Source organism: Amycolatopsis bartoniae, from assembly GCF_014191255.1.
Classification (GTDB): Bacteria; Actinomycetota; Actinomycetes; order Mycobacteriales; family Pseudonocardiaceae; genus Amycolatopsis_E; species Amycolatopsis_E bartoniae.
Genome location: NZ_JACHWH010000001.1, coordinates 1,278,787 through 1,293,786, shown reverse-complemented (window position 1 = coordinate 1,293,786; position 15,000 = coordinate 1,278,787). Strand labels below are relative to the sequence as shown.

Below are 15,000 nucleotides of genomic sequence, written 5' to 3'. Positions count from 1 at the left end.
CGAGCGGCCGGCCACCCACGATGAGGAGTCACGAACCGTGACCGAAGGGGTATTCGGCCGCGAAAGCGGTCACGAACAGGTCGTGTTCTGCCAGGACCGGGCCACCGGCCTGAAGGCGATCATCGCCATCTACTCCACCGCGCTGGGCCCGGCGCTCGGCGGCACCCGCTGCTACCCGTACGCCTCGGAGGACGAGGCGCTGGCCGACGTGCTGGCGCTGTCCAAGGGCATGGCGTACAAGAACGCGTTGGCCGGGCTCGACCTCGGCGGCGGCAAGGCCGTGATCATCGGCGACCCGGCCACGGTCAAGACCGAGGCGCTGCTGCGTGCGTACGGCCGGTTCGTGCAGTCGCTCGCCGGGCGCTACATCACCGCCTGTGACGTGGGCACGTACGTCGCCGACATGGACGTGGTGGCCCGCGAAACGCGGTTCGTGACCGGCCGGTCGGCCGACGACGGCGGTGCGGGCGACTCCTCGGTGCTCACGGCGTTCGGGGTCTTCCAGGGCATGCGCGCGTGCGCGTCGCACCGGTGGGGCTCGCCGGACCTCGCCGGGCGGCGGGTCGGCGTGGCCGGGGTGGGGAAGGTCGGGCGCCTGCTCGTGGGGCACCTCGTCGAGGCGGGGGCACGGGTCGTGGTGAGCGACGTGTCGGCGGCGGCGATCGAGCCCGTGCGGGCGGCGCACCCCGAGGTCGAGGTGGCGGACGGGGACGAGCTGGTGCGCTCGGCGCTGGACGTCTTCGCGCCGTGCGCGCTGGGTGGCGCGCTGAACGACGAGACGGTGCCGCAGCTGCGCGCGGAGGTCGTGTGCGGGGCGGCGAACAACCAGCTGGCACACCCGGACATCGAGAAGGTGCTGGAGGAGCGCGGCATCCTGTACGCCCCGGACTACCTCGTGAACGCCGGCGGGGTGATCCAGGTGAGCGACGAGCTGCACGGCTTCGACTTCCAGCGGGCCCAGCGCAAGGCGAGCGCCATCTACGACACGACGAAGGCGGTGTTCGCCCTCGCCGAGGCGGAGGGCGTCCCACCGGCCACGGCGGCGGACCGCCTGGCAGAGCGCCGGATGTCGGAAGTCGGGCGGCTGCGGTCGATCCTGACCCCGGCGTAGGCGCCCGCCCGGGCGGCCCGTGGTTCGGCGGGCCGCCCGGGCGGTGGAAATCGCCTCCCGACGGCCTAACCCGACTTGCGGCGGAAGGTGCGCTTCGCCGCCGCGGGGCCGTGTGCGTGCTGCCCCTTGCCGCCGCCGTGCTCGTGCTGGCCACCCGAACGGCCCGCGGCCTGCTTGCGCTCCAGTGCCTCCCGGAACTTGCGTTTCAGGTCGTCCTCGGGATTGTCGGAGGAAGACGGGCTTTCGGACATGGGGACCTCCTCGACGCGGACGAACGCTCCCAGCCTCGCACGCCGGAAGTCACTCCGCCATCGGGTTTTTTCCGAAACTGGCAGCCTGCCAGTAACGGAGACGGGCCAGCTAGGGTGAGCCCATGCCCAACTCTGCTGCGGTTCCCGGCCGGCCTCGTTCGCGGGACGCGGCGGGCCTGCCCGCCGTGACCCCGGACGGGATCATCGCCGCGGCCCTGGACCTCACCGCGCACCACGGCCTGGAGAGCTGGACGCTGCGCCAGCTGGCCGCGGCCGTGCAGGCGTACCCGGCGGTGATCTACCACCACGTCGGTGACCGGGAGTCGGTGGTACGCGCGGTGGTGGACCGGGTCATCGGCATGTTCCCGCTGCCGTCCGAACGGCTGCCGTGGCGCGACTGGTTCCGCGCGCTGGCCGTCGAGCTGCGCACGGTGCTCTCGCGCTATCCCGGTGTCGCCCGGCGGATTTCCGTGCAGGGCCTCACCCCGGAGGCCGCCGCGCCCTCCATCGACCGCGGCATGTGCGTCCTGCAGCTGGCCGGGTTCGGCGAGGAGAGCGCGGAGGTCTACCGCTTCCTCACCAACGTCATCTGCCACCTGATCTCGGTGGAGGACGAGCACACCCGCCACGCCGAGCAGCACGCCCGCGACCTCGCCGCGTGGAGCCGGCACAGCGACGACGTCACCCGGCCCGGTCTCGCCGCCATGAGCGCTTCGCTGCGGGCCGTCGCCGAGAACCCGCAGCGCCGCGAGACGTACTTCACGGACACCTTCGACTACGCCATCGAGCGCTGCCTCGACGGGATCGAGGCCCGGCTCGAGGTCATCCGGCGCAGATGATCTTCGGCTGCGGGTTGTAGTGCACGGTGCGCTTGTCGCGCCGGACCTCCTGCCCGGTCGCCGCGTCGCGCAGGATGCGGGTGTCGCTCGTGGTGAACCCCGGCGCGCCGTTGGACGGGTGACAGTTCTCCGCCGGTCCCGGCTTCGGCGTCGGGTCGACGGGGTTGATCCGTTCGCCCGGCACCGATTCGACCGTGTACCGCTTGGTGCCCCACAGCTTCACGGTGATCGACGACGGCGTCCAGATGGTCTGGATGGCGACGCCGCTGCCGGAGTCGTTGGTGAACTTCAGGTCGATGACGCTGGAGCCGTCCGGGTTCTGGAACACCGTCGCCTCGCGGGCGGCCGGGTAGCGGCTGATGTAGTAGCTGTGCTCCTTGTGCCCGGCGTCCTTCAGCCCGGCGAAGTACGCCGCGTTGTACAGCGTGGTCGCGAACTGGGAGATCCCGCCGCCGACTTCCCGTGCGGGCGCGCCGTTTTCGATCACGCCCGCCTCGACGTAACCCTGGGCGGTGCCGCGCGGGCCCGTGAAACCGTTGAGGCTGAACGTGTCCCCGGGTTTGACGATGGCGCCGTTGACCTTCTGCGCGACCGTCCGGATGTTCACCCCGGAGTCCGCCGCGAAGCCGCCGGTGGTGAACTCGCCGATCACCTCCTTGATGCCGAGCTGGTTGGCCTGCTCGGTGGTGACCTTCGCGGGGGTGTCGACGTACTTCGCGGTCAGCTCGCGTTTGCCCGTCGTCTTCAGCAGGTCCGGCAGCGGCTGCAGCGTCGGGTCCCAGTCGACGCCGCGGCCGTCGACGGACTCCTCGACCGTCGGCTTGCCGCCGCTGAACACGATCTGCGCGTCCTTGCCCTGCTTCTCCGTCGACTTGAGCTGCGGGCCCGCCGCTTCGACGATCTTCGCGTTGTCCACCTTCATGGCGAGCGTGCCGCCCTCGGCGGGCTCGAAGCGAAGCGCGGCCGCGATCGCCTCGGGCTTGACGGTGGCGTCCTTGCCCTCGCCGTGGATGACCACCGGGCCGGACACGGCGGGCTGTGCGAGCTGGGTGAGCGCGGTCCGCACCGCTTCCGGCGACACGGCGACCGGCGTGAGCCGCACGGGCAGCGTCACGGGATGGCCCGAGGCCCAGTCGGCGAGCACGGCGATGGCGGCGTCGTCGACCTGCAGCTGCTGGCCCTGCTTCGGCTCGACCGCGACCGGTTTGGCGCCCTCGAAGCGGATACCGCCCTCGACGGGCTGGCGGTCGATCTGGGTGCGCAGGTTCTGCAGCGCGTTGGTCAGCTGCGCCTTGTCCGCGTGCGTCACCACGCCGACTTCGCGGCTGGTGAAGAAGGACGTGACGCGCGTGAACGGGTTCAGCGGCTGCGTGCCGGCTTGGTCCAAAGTGGACGCCCAGTCGAGGCTCAGTCCCGCGCGCGCCGGCTCGACCGTGGTGTCGACGTCGCCCGCGCGCAGGGCCACCGGCTGGACCAGCCGCGGCTCGATCTGTTCGCGCAGCCGCTCCTCGGCCTCGGCGCGCTTGAGCCCGCCGACGTCCACACCGGCCACGGTCACCCCGCGCGGCACGTTGCCCTGGCTGACCAGCAGGTCGACCGCGTACAGCGCGACGAACACGCCGAGCACCGAGCCCGCGACGACGGCGGCGCGGCGCAGGGCGCGGCGGGGGCGCTTCGGCTCGACCGCGGGAATGACTTCGGTGACCGGTTCGAGGTAGTCGGTCTGCTCGGCGTCAGTGGTCGGCCACACGGGTTCCTGCGGCAACGGGTCACCTTCCCCTGAGGTGGGCGGGAATCCGGACAACAGGGAGGAAGGTTACGGGCGCCCGGTGGCGCGCGGGACAGCGGGTGTGTAGGTGTGAGGCATGCGTCTCGCCATCCTTTCGGACACTCACCTGCCCAAACGCGCCCGGGCGCTGCCGGACGAGGTGTGGCGCGCCGTCGAGCGGGCCGACGTTGTCATCCATGCGGGTGACTGGGTGGAGGTGGCCTTGCTGGACGAGCTGGCAGCGCGCAGCAAGCGGCTGATCGGCGTCTACGGCAACAACGACGGCCCTGAACTGCGGAAACGGCTGCCGGAGGTCGCGCACGCGGAGCTGGACGGCGTTCGGCTGGCGGTGATCCACGAAACGGGCGCGGCGAAGGGCCGGGAGAAGCGGTGCGCGGAGGCGTTCCCCGACACCGACGTGCTGGTGTTCGGGCACAGCCACATCCCGTGGGACACGGTGGCCGACAACGGCCTGCGCCTGCTCAACCCCGGCTCGCCGACCGACCGCCGCCGCCAGCCCGTCTGCACCTACCTGACGGCCCGCATCGCGAAGGGCGCGCTCACCGACGTCGAGCTGCACCCACTGCCGCGCAGGTGACAGCCCTCAGGCGACCACCCGGAACACCATCCCCGCGTCCACGAGCCGCCCGAGGAGCGCGTCGCCCATCGCGGCGGCCGGGGTCACCTGGCCCGCGGTCGGCGGCAGGGGGTCGAAGGCCAGCGCCAGCGCGGACTCGCCCAGCATCTTCGCGGTCTCGTCGTAGCCGGGGTCGCCGCCCGCCACCTCGGTGACCACGCGTTTTCCGCCGCCCTCGCCGGTGAAGCGCACCTTGAACCACGACCGCGCCCGCTGTTCCTCGCTCGGGCCCGAACCCTGCTTCCGCACGCCCGAAAGCGCTTTCCGCACCGGCGGCAGCTGGGTCGCCGCCACCAGCGCGCCGGCTCCGGCCGCGGCGCCGACGAGCGTCGGCAGGCGCTTGAAGGACACGTAGTGCTGGTACTGGAAGTCCGGCCCGTAGGAGTCGAGCAGGCGCGCGGAGCGGCCGACGACCTGCGGGTCGATCGTGGGCAGCGGCGCCAGCCACCGGCCCGTGCCGGGGTCGCGGTGCGGCAGCCCGGGGTTCGTCCGGACCCGCCGTCCCGCCGGCTGTCCCTCCGCCCTGACCCGCTCGCGCGCGGTCCGCACCATCGGCACGAGCCGGGAGAAGACCCCGAGCGCCGAGGCGTAGGTGCCGCCCGAGAACGTCGCGTTCGTCCGTACCGCGCCGGAGATCCGCAGCGGAACCCCCTCGGGCAGCTGCTTGACGGTGTAGAACACGCCGAGGTCGTGCGGCACCGAGTCGAAGCCGCACGCGTGGACGATCCGCGCGCCCGTGCGCGCCGCGGTCTCGTGGTGGCGCAGGTACACCAGATCGAAGAACTCGGCCTCGCCGCACAGGTCCACGTAGTCCGTGCCCGCCTCGGCGCACGCGGCCACCAGCGGTTCGCCGTGCTCCAGGTAGGGCCCCACGGTGCTGATCACGACCTTCGCCGACTCCGCGAGCTTCCGCAGTGACGCCCGGTCGGTCACGTCCGCTTCCAGCAGCTGCGCCGGCAGCCCGAGCCGGGCGCGCAGCGCCTCCAGCTTCTCGCGGTTGCGCCCCGCGATCGCCCACCGCCCGCCCTCGGGCATCCGCCGCGCGAGGTACTCGGCGGTGAGGGCGCCGGTGAAGCCGGTCGCGCCGAGGAGGACGACGTCGAAGCTCCGTGGTTCGGCCATACCGACAGTATGTGACGGGCGTGGCAAGCTGCGCAGCATGAACGACCGCTACTTCGAGGACTACGTGCCGGGCTCGACGCACGAGTTCGGCGCCGTCAAGGTGACCGAGCAGGAGATCGTCGAGTTCGCCACGCGCTACGACCCGCAGCCCTTCCACGTCGACGCGGAAGCCGCCGCGCAGAGCCCGTTCGGCGGCCTCATCGCCAGCGGCTGGCACACGGCGAGCATGATGATGCGCCTGCTCGCGGACAACTACCTGTCGCCGGTTTCGAGTCTCGGCAGCCCCGGTATCGACGAGCTGCGCTGGCCGAGGCCCGTGCGCCCAGACGACGAGCTGCGCCTGCGCGTGACCGTCGTGGAGGCCCGACCCTCGAAGTCGAAGCCCGACCGTGGCCTCGTCCGCACCCGCATCGAGCTGCTCAACCAGGACGACGAGCTGGTGTTCTCCGCGCTCGCGCTGAACCTCGTACGACGGCGATGAGGATCACCCGGCTGCCGGTCGACCACCCGGAGGCCGTTACCCGCGGCCGCGGCGTCGCCTCGGCGCTGTTGCGCGCGGCGGAGGAAGCGGCCCGCCGAAACGGTGCACAAGTGATGCACCAGGACACCCGCAGCGATCTTGTCGAGGCCAGGGCGCTGTACGCCAAGCACGGATACCGCGAAGTGGAGCCCTACGGCGAGCGGTTGTACGCCGATCACTGGTTCGAGAAGATTTTTTCTTCCCTGTGCAGGGATTAGCGCGGCGAGAAGCGGGGTAGCCCGGGCGCGACAGCACGTCGCGAGGGAGTTCGAACATGGCGGACACGTCACGCCTGCCTACCCCGGTCGCCGAAACCTGGGAGTGGCAGCGCCACGGCAATTGCCGGAACCTCGACAGCTCGGTCTTCTTCCATCCTGACGGAGAGCGCGGCTTCGCGCGAGCCGACCGCGTCGCCAGGGCCAAGCGCATCTGCATGTCGTGCCCGGTGATCGTGGAGTGCCGCCACCACGCGCTGACCGTCGAAGAGCCGTTCGGTGTCTGGGGTGGGCTGGACGAGACCGAGCGCCGCGCCGCCATCGCGCGCCGCAAGCAGCTCCAAGCCGAAGCCGAGGGGGAGCAGGAGTGCGTTTCGGTTACACCCTGATGACCGAGCAGGCCGGGCCGAAGGAACTGGTCCGGCACGCGAAGGCCGCCGAGGAAAGCGGTTTCGCGTTCGAGGTCTCCAGTGACCACTACTCGCCCTGGCTGGACGCGCAGGGGCACGCGCCGTACGCGTGGAGCGTGCTCGGCGCCGTCAGCCAGGTCACCGACCGGGTCGAGCTGCTCAGCTTCGTGACGTGCCCGATCATGCGGTACCACCCGGCGGTGGTCGCCCAGAAGGCGGCGACCGTGTCCCTGCTCTCGGACAACCGGTTCATCCTGGGCCTCGGCGCGGGCGAGAACCTGAACGAGCACGTGGTCGGCCGCGGCTGGCCGCCCGCCAACGTGCGGCACGAGATGCTCGCCGAGGCCGTCGAGATCATCGGGGAGCTGTTCGACGGCGGTTACGTCAACTTCTCCGGGCAGCACTACCGCGTGGACTCGGCGAAGCTGTGGGACCTGCCGGACCGCCGGACCCCCATCGGGATCGCGGTGTCGGGGCAGCAGTCGGTGTCGCGGTTCGCGCCGGTCGCCGACGCCCTGATCGCCACCGAGCCCAAGGGTGACCTGGTCAAGGCATGGGACGCCGAGCGCGCGAAGGCGAGCGCCGACGCGACGCGCAAGTTCGCGCAGCTGCCCGTCTCGTTCGGCACCGACCGGGAGGCGGCCGAGCGCCGGGCGCACGAGCAGTTCCGCTGGTTCAGCGGCGGCTGGAAGGTCAACGCCGAACTGCCGGGCACGTCCGCGTTCGCGGGGGCGACCCAGTACGTGCGGCAGTCCGACGTGGCGGAGTCGATCCCGTGCGGCGCGGACGTGGACGCGATCGTCGAAGCGGTCAAGCCGTTCGCCGACGCTGGGTTCACCGACCTCGCGTTCGTGCAGATCGGCGGCGACCAGCAGGACCCGTTCTTCGAGTTCGCGAAGTCCGACCTGCTCCCGGCGCTGGAGAAGACCTACGGCTAGCCGACCAGGTCACCGTCGCGGGTGATCATGGTGCGCAGCTTCGTGAGGGCCCGGTGCTGGGTGACGCGGACGTTGCCCGCCGAGATGCCGAGCGCCTCGGCGGTCTCGTTCGCCGACAGGCCCACGATCAGCCGCAGGGTCAGGATCTCCTGCTGCAGCGGGGGCAGGGTGGCGATGAGCCCGTTCAGCCTGGCGCCGAGGTCGCCGTCGAGCACGTACTTCTCCGGCTCGTTGTCCGCGAGCGGGCGCTCGGGCAGCTCGGCGACCGGGTCCGACCGGTCGCGTGAGACCAGGCGGTAGGCGTCGGCGACCTTGTTCGAGGCGATCGCGTGCACCAGGTACAGGAACGAGCCGCCGCGGTCCTGGTAGTTCGGCAGCGCGTGCAGCACGGCCAGGCAGACCTCCTGCGCGACGTCGTCGGCCGAGAGGTACGACAGGTCGCGGCCGCCGAGGCGGGCGCGGCAGTACCGCACGGCGACGGGCGTGATCATGCTGATCAGGCGCTCGACGGCGGCCGGATGCCCGGTGGCGGCATCCTTCACCGCGGGGTCGAGCTCTTCCTTGGTCAGCCGTGAGGCGGCCCCCCGTGGAAAGGTCTGCGGCGTGGTGAACCCGGGCACCTGAGCTTCTGCGGGCACAGGAACGACAGGCGGGACTTCGGTTTTCATGGTCGACTCCCCAACGACAACGGAGACCTACCGACCGGTCGTCGTCAGGTCAACGTCTGTCACGATCGCGAGCGGACACTCCCCAAAAGGTCCCTGCCGATCCGCTCTCGATGCGACTGAGCGTAATCGTATGCGGCGTGTGAGATTTCAACAAGCAATCTTTCGGGAATACCCCGTTTGCAGCAGCGGAATGGCCGCGATTGCTTGGTGGGCGGTCACTTTCCGCCGTTACCGGTGAGTTCCGTATCCATTCGGTGGCGCTCAGTCCGTGGTGAAAACCCACCAACGAAGGACCACGAACCGTAAGATTCCGCCCACCGTACTGGTGATGGCAAGAATCACCGCTTCGAGTGTCGCCGAGGGTGAACCGACGAATGCTTGGAGCACGAGCAGAACCACCGAGCCGTACCCGGCGTAAAAGGCGAAGGTGCCGATCGACTGGATGTGGAGCTTCACCGCGGACGTGTGCATCGTCGAAAAGGTGACCCGGCGGTGGAACTCGGTGTTGGCGACCGTCGTGAGCGCGATGGCGAGGACGTTCGCCGCGACGGACGGCATCAGCGGCCGGGCGGCGAGGAAGACGAGCTCCTGCAGTCCGGTGGTCACGACGCCGGCGACCACGTACCAGAACACCGGGTGGGTGCCGTCGACCCGGTGCTCGGCACGGGGCCGGGTCCACTGCGCGGTGGTCATGTCCACAACTTACCTACACTCAGCAACTTCTTGCACGATACAAGCGAGTGAGCTTGATCTCGGGTTTGCCCGGCCTTGACCTCGGGTACCGCTGCTCCATGAGTGAGGCGCATGGACATCCTGTTCCCGATTCCGTCGAATCCGATCCCGCGGCGCTGAACAGCGCAGAGGATCTGGACGAGGACCGCCTCCGGGTCGACCCGCTCGAAGAGGGCATCGAGCCGCCCGAGCGTTACGCCTTCTCCGACGGCTTCGGCACGACCCCGAACGAGGAACGTGACGGCAAGCCGCTGGAGGACCGGCTGCGCGAGGAGCGCCCGGACGTCCAGCCGGAGGACCCGGACCGGCCGACCACGGCGACCACCCCGGCCGAGCAGCTCGACGAGAGCGTCGACGACCAGGTCGGCACGCCGGAGACGCTCGTGCGCGACGACGCCGACTCGCCGCGGGGCGTGCCGTCGGTCGAGGAGGACCAGAACGCGGACAAGCCGGGTGGCTCGGTCGCGGAGACGTTCCGGACGCCGCCGACAGCCCCGCAGTGACATCCGTCACTCCCGGGGTGAACTGGGGGAACGGCGGGTTTTCGGCCAAAGCTGCCGGTGCGGGGCGGCGTGACCATTCCGAGACCTCTACGGTCGTGGGGACGAGCGCACGAGAACCGAAGGGATGATCACCATGCTCGCGATGACCGATGCCGCCGCCGAGGCGATCAGCGCGCTGACCACCCAGGAAGGCAAGCAGGAGACCGGGGGGTTGCGCTTCGCGGTACAGGCCCAGCAGGAGGAGGGCGCGCAGCTCGCGCTCTCGCTGGCGGAGCAGCCCGAGGCGGGCGACCAGGTGCTGGGCACCGACGACGGGGCGAGGGTGTTCCTGGAGCCGCAGGCGGCCCAGTTCCTCGACGACAAGGTCCTCGACGTCCAGCAGGACGACGAGGGACAGCTGAACTTCGCGGTGATGCCGGCCCCGGCCGTGGGCGTCTGACCGCGGTTTCCGCAGGCAGCCGGCTCCTCTCTCTGGGTGCGAGGAGCCGGCTGCGCTGTGTCCGGGGTCGGTGTTCCGGCTGGCGGCTCATCCGTTCACCGCGCCCCACTGGTGGCCCCTTCGCTCTCGGTGGGCCCTGCCGTGGCAGTCAGTTGCTCCCGCACGCAGCCCCGACGTGCGCCAACCCGGCCCGGCGCCCGCTGGCGGTTCGTGCCACGTTCGCCGCGCTGTCCCGTGCTTCCCCGCCCAGCCGCCTCTCTGTTCAGGCGACCCCGGGCCCAGCGTCCCGCTGTCGGCCACTCATCCGGAGTCCGCCGCCTCACCCAGCCGCTCCCGCACGCAGCCCCGACGTGCGCCAACCATCGCGCCCGGGCTCAAAAATGCGCCAGCAGCTCCGGGAACCGCTCCAGGTGCAGGACCCCGTCGTCATGCGGGTCCAGTTCGTCGTGCTCCAGCACCCACGTGTGCGTGTTCGGGATGAACACCGCGTTCAGCCCCACGCGGCGGGCGGGCAGGATGTCCGACTTCGGTGAGTTCCCGATCATCCACGTCCGGTCCGGCCGCAGCGAGTGCTCCTCGACCAGGCCCCGGTACGTGCCGTCGTGTTTCTCGCGCACGATGTGGACGCTGCCGAAGTGGTGCACCACGCCCGAGGCGTCCAGCTTGCGCTGCTGCTCCTCGGGGTCGCCCTTGGTCAGCAACAGCAGGTCGTGCCGCGTGCTCAGCTCTTCGAGCGTCTCCGCGACGCCGGGGATCAGCTCGACCCGCAGGTTGATCAGCGCGTCGGCCAGCGCGAGGATCTCCTGGCGTTCGGCCTCGGTCGCGGGCCGCTCGCGCAGGTGCTCGAAGCAGTCGTGCAGGCTGCGCAGGAACACCTGGGTGCCGTAGCCGTGCGCCACCGCGTTCGCCCGCTCGATGTCGTCCAGGATCGCGCGCAGCGCGGCACGGTCCAGTGTCGGGTGGGCGAGCCAGCCCAGGTAGTCGTCGATGACGCGTTCGAAGACGACGTTGTTCTCCCACAACGTGTCGTCGGCGTCGAAGATCAGTGTCTGCCGCACGCAAAAACTGTACTGCCGTACCACTCAGGAGTGCACGGGATTTACCGGCTCCCCGCCGGTGAGCACCGCCTCGACGTTGCGGGCCGCGAGCAGGGCCATCTCGGTGCGCGTCTCGACCGTCGCGGAGCCCAGGTGTGGTGTGAGCACGACGTTGTCCAGCTCCAGCAGTCGTGGTTCGACTTCCGGTTCGTGCTCGAAGACGTCCAGCCCCGCGCCCGCGATCTCGTTCGCCAGCAGCGCGTCCGCGAGTGCGGACTCGTCGACCACCGGACCCCGCGTGGTGTTGATGAGGAACGCGGTGTGCTTCATGGTCGCCAGCGCGTCCGCGTCGATCAGGTGCCTGGTTTCGGGGGTGAGCGGGCAGTGCAGTGACACGACGTCCGCCGTCCGCAGCAGTTCCTCCTTCGGGTCGGATCGTCCACTGTAGACAACGCGCATGCCGAACGCCTCGGCCCGGCGGCCGACCGCCCTGCCGATCTGCCCGGCGCCGACGATGCCCATCGTCTTGCCCTGCAAGCCGGAACCGAGCATGAACCCGAGGTGGAACGACCACGGCTGCCGCGCCCGCAGGAGCCTGTCGCCCTCCGCGATCCGCCGGGTGAGCGCGAGCAGGAGTCCGAACGCGAGGTCGGCCGTCGCGTCGGTGAGCACACCTGGCGTGTTCGTGACGTGGACGCCGCGCTCCGCCAGCGCGGGCACGTCGATGTTGTCGTACCCCACCGCTACGTTGGCGACTATGCGCAGCTGAGGTCCGGCGGCTTCCGCCACCGAGGCGTCGATCCGGTCGTGGAGCATGCTCACCACCGCGTCGGCGCCGGCCACCGCCTTCCCCAGCTCTTCGGGCTCCAGCGGGCGATCCGCTTCCGACACCCACACCTCGCCCAGGGCACGCAGCTCGACCAGCGCCGCCTCGGATATCCGCCTCGTCACCACGATCCGCATGCACCCACCTTCCCTTGCGCGGAACGCTCGGAACAAGTAAGTTCTTATGGAGAACTTCTGTGCGGGATGCGAACGGAGTAGCCGATGGCCGAGATACTGCCCCTGCGTGACGCGGTCGCGCGGCTGGTGCACGACGGGGACACCGTCGCGCTCGAAGGGTTCACCCACCTGATCCCGCACGCCGCGGGGCAGGAGATCATCCGCCAGCGCCGCAAGGACCTGACGCTGGTGCGGATGACGCCGGACATCGTTTACGACCAGCTGATCGGCGCGGGCTGCGCGCGCAAGCTGGTCTTCTCGTGGGGTGGCAACCCGGGAGTGGGCTCGCTGCACCGGTTCCGCGACGCGGTGCAGAACTCGTGGCCGGTGCCGCTGGAGATCGAGGAGCACAGCCACGCGGGCATGGCCAACCGGTACGTCGCCGGTGCCTCCGGGCTGCCGTTCGCCGTGCTGCGCGGGTACACCGGCACCGATCTGCCGAAGCACACCGACACCATCAAGCAGATCACGTGCCCGTTCACGGGCGAGCAGCTCGCGGCGGTCCCGGCGCTGAACCCGGACGTGTCGGTCATCCACGCGCAGCGCGCGGACAGGGCGGGCAACGTGCAGATCTGGGGGCTCGTCGGCGTGCAGAAGGAGGCCGTCCTCGCGGCGAAGCGCAGCCTCGTCACCGTCGAGGAGGTGGTCGACGAGCTGGAACCCGTGCCAGGGCAGCTGATCCTGCCGTCGTGGGCCGTCACCGCGGTCGCCGAGGCGCCGCACGGCGCGCATCCGTCGTACGCGCAGGGCTACTACGACAGGGACAACGAATATTACGAGTATTGGGATTCCATTGGCCGGAATCGGGACTCGTTCGAACAGTGGCTGAACGAGAAGGTGTTCGGGATGGAGGCGGCGAAGTGACTGCGACGACCGAAGAGCGCACGTACACATCCGACGAGATGATGTCCATCGCCGCTGCCCGCGCGCTGTCCGGCGGCCAGCGGTGCTTCGTCGGCATCGGCCTGCCCTCCACCGCGGCGAACCTCGCGCGCCGCACGCACGCGCCGGATCTCGTGCTCGTCTACGAGTCGGGCACGCTCGGCTCCAAGCCGGGGCGGCTGCCCGCGTCGATCGGCGACGGGATACTCGCCGAGACGGCGGACGCGGTGATCAGCGTGCCCGAGGTGTTCAACTACTGGCTCCAGCCCGGCCGGATCGACATCGGTTTCCTCGGCGCGGCGCAGCTGGACAGGTTCGGCAACATCAACACCACCGTGATCGGCGACGACTACGCGCACCCGAAGGTGCGGCTGCCGGGCGCGGGTGGTGCGCCGGAGATCGCGGCGTCGTGCCGCGAGGTGTACGTCGTGGTGCGCCAGAGCAAGCGCAGCTTCGTCGAGAAGGTCGACTTCATCACCTCGTTCGGGCACGGCAGGGGCCACGGCGAGCGCGAGAAGCTCGGCCTGCGCGGCGCGGGCCCCACGCTGGTGATCACCGACCTCGGCGTGTTCCGCCCGGACGAGACGGGTGAGCTGGTCCTCACCCAGCTGCACGAAGGCGTGGAGGTCGAGCAGGTGCGCGAAGCGACGGGCTGGGACCTGAAGGTCTCACCCGAGCTGTCCCGCACGCCCGCCCCCACCGAGACCGAACTCCAGACCCTCCGCGAACTGAAGGCTGCCAAGTGATGTCCGAGGCATTCGTACTCGACGCGATCCGCACCCCGTTCGGCCGCTACGGCGGCGCGCTGGCGAAGGTCCGCCCCGACGACCTCGCCGCGCACGTGCTCAAGGCGCTGCGCGAGCGCAGCGACCTCGACCCGGCGACGGTCGACGAGGTGGTCCTCGGCGACGCGAACCAGGCCGGGGAGGACAACCGCAACGTGGCCAGGATGGCGGCGCTGCTCGCGGGCTGGCCCACCAGTGTGCCGGGCACCACCGTCAACCGCCTCTGCGGATCGGGCCTGGACGCGGCCATGCAGGCCAGCCGCTCCATCGCGACCGGTGACGCGTCGCTCGTCGTCGCGGGCGGCGTGGAGTCGATGAGCCGGGCGCCGATGATCCTGCTGAAGCCGGAGAAGGCGTTCGCGGCGGGCAACCAGACGCTGCACTCCAGCACGCTGGGCTGGCGCATGGTCAACCCGGAGATGCCGGAGCAGTGGACGATCTCGCTGGGCGAGAGCACCGAAAGACTCGCCGAGCGCTACGGCATCGGGCGCGAGGCGCAGGACGAGTTCGCCCTGCGCAGTCACCTGAACGCGGCGAAGGCGTGGGACGCCGGGTTCTACGACGACCACGTGGTGCCGGTGCCCGGCACCGAGCTGACCCGCGACGAGGGCATCCGGGCCGACTCCACCGCGGAGAAGCTGGCCAAGCTCAAGCCGTCCTTCCGCAAGGAGGGCACCATCACCGCGGGCAACGCCTCGCCGCTCAACGACGGCGCGTCGGCGGTGCTGCTGGGCGACCAGAAGGCCGCGGACAGGCTGGGCAAGACGCCGCTCGCCCGCATCGCGGGCCGGGGCGCGGCGGGGGTGGACCCGGACGTGTTCGGCATCGGCCCGGTCCGGGCCGCGGAGATCGCGCTCGAACGGGCGGGCATCGGCTGGGAGGACCTCAAGGCCGTCGAGCTGAACGAGGCGTTCGCCGCGCAGTCGCTCGCGTGCCTCGCCGACTGGCCGAAGCTCGACCCGTCGATCGTCAACGTCAACGGCGGCGCGATCGCGATCGGCCACCCGCTGGGTGCCTCCGGTGGCCGCATCCTCGGCGCCCTGACGTACGAGCTGCGCCGCCGCGGCGGCGGCTACGGCCTCGCCGCCATCTGCATCGGCGTCGGCCAGGGGCTGGCCGTCGTCCTCGAAGCCTGACCGGG

Annotated in this window: 18 protein-coding genes and 1 pseudogene; 12 read left to right on the top strand and 7 right to left on the bottom strand. The window is 70.7% G+C overall.

The annotated features are described in order from the left end of the window. The first annotated feature begins 37 nt into the window (after positions 1–37). A complete protein-coding gene (locus tag FHX82_RS06355; protein WP_145934716.1) occupies positions 38–1,111 on the top strand; it encodes a Glu/Leu/Phe/Val family dehydrogenase in 1,074 nt (357 codons plus the stop codon). Between the two features lie 65 nt (positions 1,112–1,176). Here the strand turns inward: FHX82_RS06355 and FHX82_RS06350 are convergent, their stop codons facing one another. Next, positions 1,177–1,362: a DUF5302 domain-containing protein gene (locus FHX82_RS06350; RefSeq protein ID WP_145934715.1), complete on the bottom strand. Its 186-nt coding sequence runs from the start codon at positions 1,360–1,362 to the stop codon at positions 1,177–1,179. Positions 1,363–1,484: 122 nt separating this feature from the next. Between FHX82_RS06350 and FHX82_RS06345 the strand changes: the two genes are divergently transcribed. Next, positions 1,485–2,201, top strand: a complete 717-nt coding sequence (locus FHX82_RS06345) for a TetR/AcrR family transcriptional regulator (protein WP_145934714.1) — start codon at positions 1,485–1,487, stop codon at positions 2,199–2,201. On the opposite strand, the gene FHX82_RS06340 is transcribed toward FHX82_RS06345, so the two are convergent. Then, positions 2,185–3,966, bottom strand: coding sequence for a VanW family protein (locus FHX82_RS06340; RefSeq protein WP_145934713.1), 1,782 nt, complete (start codon positions 3,964–3,966; stop codon positions 2,185–2,187). The genes FHX82_RS06345 and FHX82_RS06340 overlap by 17 nt on opposite strands. A 100-nt stretch (positions 3,967–4,066) precedes the next feature. Here FHX82_RS06340 and FHX82_RS06335 point away from each other — a divergent pair, with 100 nt between their 5' ends. Continuing rightward, positions 4,067–4,567, top strand: a complete 501-nt coding sequence (locus FHX82_RS06335) for a metallophosphoesterase family protein (RefSeq protein ID WP_145934712.1) — start codon at positions 4,067–4,069, stop codon at positions 4,565–4,567. Between the two features lie 6 nt (positions 4,568–4,573). Here FHX82_RS06335 and FHX82_RS06330 read toward each other — a convergent pair whose 3' ends face one another. Further along, entirely contained in the window at positions 4,574–5,728 is a 1,155-nt protein-coding gene (locus FHX82_RS06330) for a saccharopine dehydrogenase family protein (protein ID WP_145934711.1), read from the bottom strand. Positions 5,729–5,765: 37 nt separating this feature from the next. Between FHX82_RS06330 and FHX82_RS06325 the strand changes: the two genes are divergently transcribed. From FHX82_RS06325 to FHX82_RS06310, 4 genes and pseudogenes are all read left to right on the top strand, one after another. Continuing rightward, positions 5,766–6,209 carry a MaoC family dehydratase gene (locus FHX82_RS06325; protein ID WP_145934710.1) on the top strand — a complete coding sequence of 148 codons (444 nt, stop codon included), beginning with the start codon at positions 5,766–5,768 and terminating at the stop codon, positions 6,207–6,209. Next, a pseudogene (locus tag FHX82_RS06320) lies at positions 6,173–6,466 on the top strand (GNAT family N-acetyltransferase); the annotation flags it as partial. The gene FHX82_RS06325 and the pseudogene FHX82_RS06320, both read left to right, overlap by 37 nt. Positions 6,467–6,522: 56 nt before the next feature. Then, positions 6,523–6,852, top strand: coding sequence for a WhiB family transcriptional regulator (locus FHX82_RS06315; RefSeq protein WP_145934709.1), 330 nt, complete (start codon positions 6,523–6,525; stop codon positions 6,850–6,852). Continuing rightward, a complete protein-coding gene (locus FHX82_RS06310) occupies positions 6,831–7,811 on the top strand; it encodes a TIGR03557 family F420-dependent LLM class oxidoreductase (protein WP_145934708.1) in 981 nt (326 codons plus the stop codon). Before FHX82_RS06315 ends, FHX82_RS06310 begins: the two co-directional genes overlap by 22 nt. Here FHX82_RS06310 and shbA read toward each other — a convergent pair. Continuing rightward, positions 7,808–8,479: an RNA polymerase sigma factor ShbA gene (gene shbA / locus FHX82_RS06305; RefSeq protein WP_145934707.1), complete on the bottom strand. Its 672-nt coding sequence runs from the start codon at positions 8,477–8,479 to the stop codon at positions 7,808–7,810. The genes FHX82_RS06310 and shbA overlap by 4 nt on opposite strands. 261 nt (positions 8,480–8,740) lie before the next feature. Further along, entirely contained in the window at positions 8,741–9,172 is a 432-nt protein-coding gene (locus FHX82_RS06300; RefSeq protein WP_145934706.1) for a GtrA family protein, read from the bottom strand. A gap of 98 nt (positions 9,173–9,270) precedes the next feature. On the opposite strand from FHX82_RS06300, the gene FHX82_RS06295 reads away from it, so the two are divergent. Continuing rightward, entirely contained in the window at positions 9,271–9,714 is a 444-nt protein-coding gene (locus tag FHX82_RS06295; RefSeq protein WP_145934705.1) for a hypothetical protein, read from the top strand. A gap of 133 nt (positions 9,715–9,847) precedes the next feature. Continuing rightward, positions 9,848–10,153: a HesB/IscA family protein gene (locus tag FHX82_RS06290; RefSeq protein WP_145934762.1), complete on the top strand. Its 306-nt coding sequence runs from the start codon at positions 9,848–9,850 to the stop codon at positions 10,151–10,153. Between the two features lie 374 nt (positions 10,154–10,527). Here the strand turns inward: FHX82_RS06290 and FHX82_RS06285 are convergent, their stop codons facing one another. Together FHX82_RS06285 and FHX82_RS06280 are read right to left on the bottom strand one after the other, a co-directional pair. Then, positions 10,528–11,211 (bottom strand): HAD family hydrolase, encoded by a 684-nt coding sequence (locus FHX82_RS06285; protein WP_145934704.1) that lies wholly within the window; start codon positions 11,209–11,211, stop codon positions 10,528–10,530. Between the two features lie 24 nt (positions 11,212–11,235). Further along, positions 11,236–12,153 (bottom strand): 2-hydroxyacid dehydrogenase, encoded by a 918-nt coding sequence (locus FHX82_RS06280; protein ID WP_145934703.1) that lies wholly within the window; start codon positions 12,151–12,153, stop codon positions 11,236–11,238. Positions 12,154–12,237: 84 nt separating this feature from the next. Between FHX82_RS06280 and FHX82_RS06275 the strand changes: the two genes are divergently transcribed. Genes FHX82_RS06275 through FHX82_RS06265 form a run of 3 tightly spaced genes read left to right on the top strand, consistent with a single transcriptional unit; the run spans position 12,238 to position 14,995 of the window. After that, positions 12,238–13,056: a CoA transferase subunit A gene (locus FHX82_RS06275; protein ID WP_145934702.1), complete on the top strand. Its 819-nt coding sequence runs from the start codon at positions 12,238–12,240 to the stop codon at positions 13,054–13,056. 38 nt (positions 13,057–13,094) lie between these two features. Continuing rightward, on the top strand, positions 13,095–13,820 hold the full coding sequence (locus FHX82_RS06270; protein ID WP_145934761.1) for a CoA-transferase subunit beta: 726 nt from the start codon (positions 13,095–13,097) through the stop codon (positions 13,818–13,820). Next, positions 13,820–14,995, top strand: a complete 1,176-nt coding sequence (locus FHX82_RS06265; RefSeq protein ID WP_145934701.1) for a thiolase family protein — start codon at positions 13,820–13,822, stop codon at positions 14,993–14,995. Before FHX82_RS06270 ends, FHX82_RS06265 begins: the two co-directional genes overlap by 1 nt. Positions 14,996–15,000 lie beyond the last annotated feature (5 nt).

Bases quoted from the DNA above. Each gene is read 5' to 3' on its own strand.
- FHX82_RS06295 (WP_145934705.1), top strand. From the start codon at position 9,271: ATGAGTGAGGCGCATGGACATCCTGTTCCCGATTCCGTCGAATCCGAT.
- FHX82_RS06330 (WP_145934711.1), bottom strand. From the start codon at position 5,728: ATGGCCGAACCACGGAGCTTCGACGTCGTCCTCCTCGGCGCGACCGGC.
- FHX82_RS06345 (WP_145934714.1), top strand. From the start codon at position 1,485: ATGCCCAACTCTGCTGCGGTTCCCGGCCGGCCTCGTTCGCGGGACGCG.
- FHX82_RS06275 (WP_145934702.1), top strand. From the start codon at position 12,238: ATGGCCGAGATACTGCCCCTGCGTGACGCGGTCGCGCGGCTGGTGCAC.
- shbA (WP_145934707.1), bottom strand. From the start codon at position 8,479: ATGAAAACCGAAGTCCCGCCTGTCGTTCCTGTGCCCGCAGAAGCTCAG.
- FHX82_RS06325 (WP_145934710.1), top strand. From the start codon at position 5,766: ATGAACGACCGCTACTTCGAGGACTACGTGCCGGGCTCGACGCACGAG.
- FHX82_RS06300 (WP_145934706.1), bottom strand. From the start codon at position 9,172: ATGACCACCGCGCAGTGGACCCGGCCCCGTGCCGAGCACCGGGTCGAC.
- FHX82_RS06290 (WP_145934762.1), top strand. From the start codon at position 9,848: ATGCTCGCGATGACCGATGCCGCCGCCGAGGCGATCAGCGCGCTGACC.
- FHX82_RS06350 (WP_145934715.1), bottom strand. From the start codon at position 1,362: ATGTCCGAAAGCCCGTCTTCCTCCGACAATCCCGAGGACGACCTGAAA.
- FHX82_RS06280 (WP_145934703.1), bottom strand. From the start codon at position 12,153: ATGCGGATCGTGGTGACGAGGCGGATATCCGAGGCGGCGCTGGTCGAG.
- FHX82_RS06270 (WP_145934761.1), top strand. From the start codon at position 13,095: ATGATGTCCATCGCCGCTGCCCGCGCGCTGTCCGGCGGCCAGCGGTGC.
- FHX82_RS06315 (WP_145934709.1), top strand. From the start codon at position 6,523: ATGGCGGACACGTCACGCCTGCCTACCCCGGTCGCCGAAACCTGGGAG.
- FHX82_RS06265 (WP_145934701.1), top strand. From the start codon at position 13,820: ATGTCCGAGGCATTCGTACTCGACGCGATCCGCACCCCGTTCGGCCGC.
- FHX82_RS06335 (WP_145934712.1), top strand. From the start codon at position 4,067: ATGCGTCTCGCCATCCTTTCGGACACTCACCTGCCCAAACGCGCCCGG.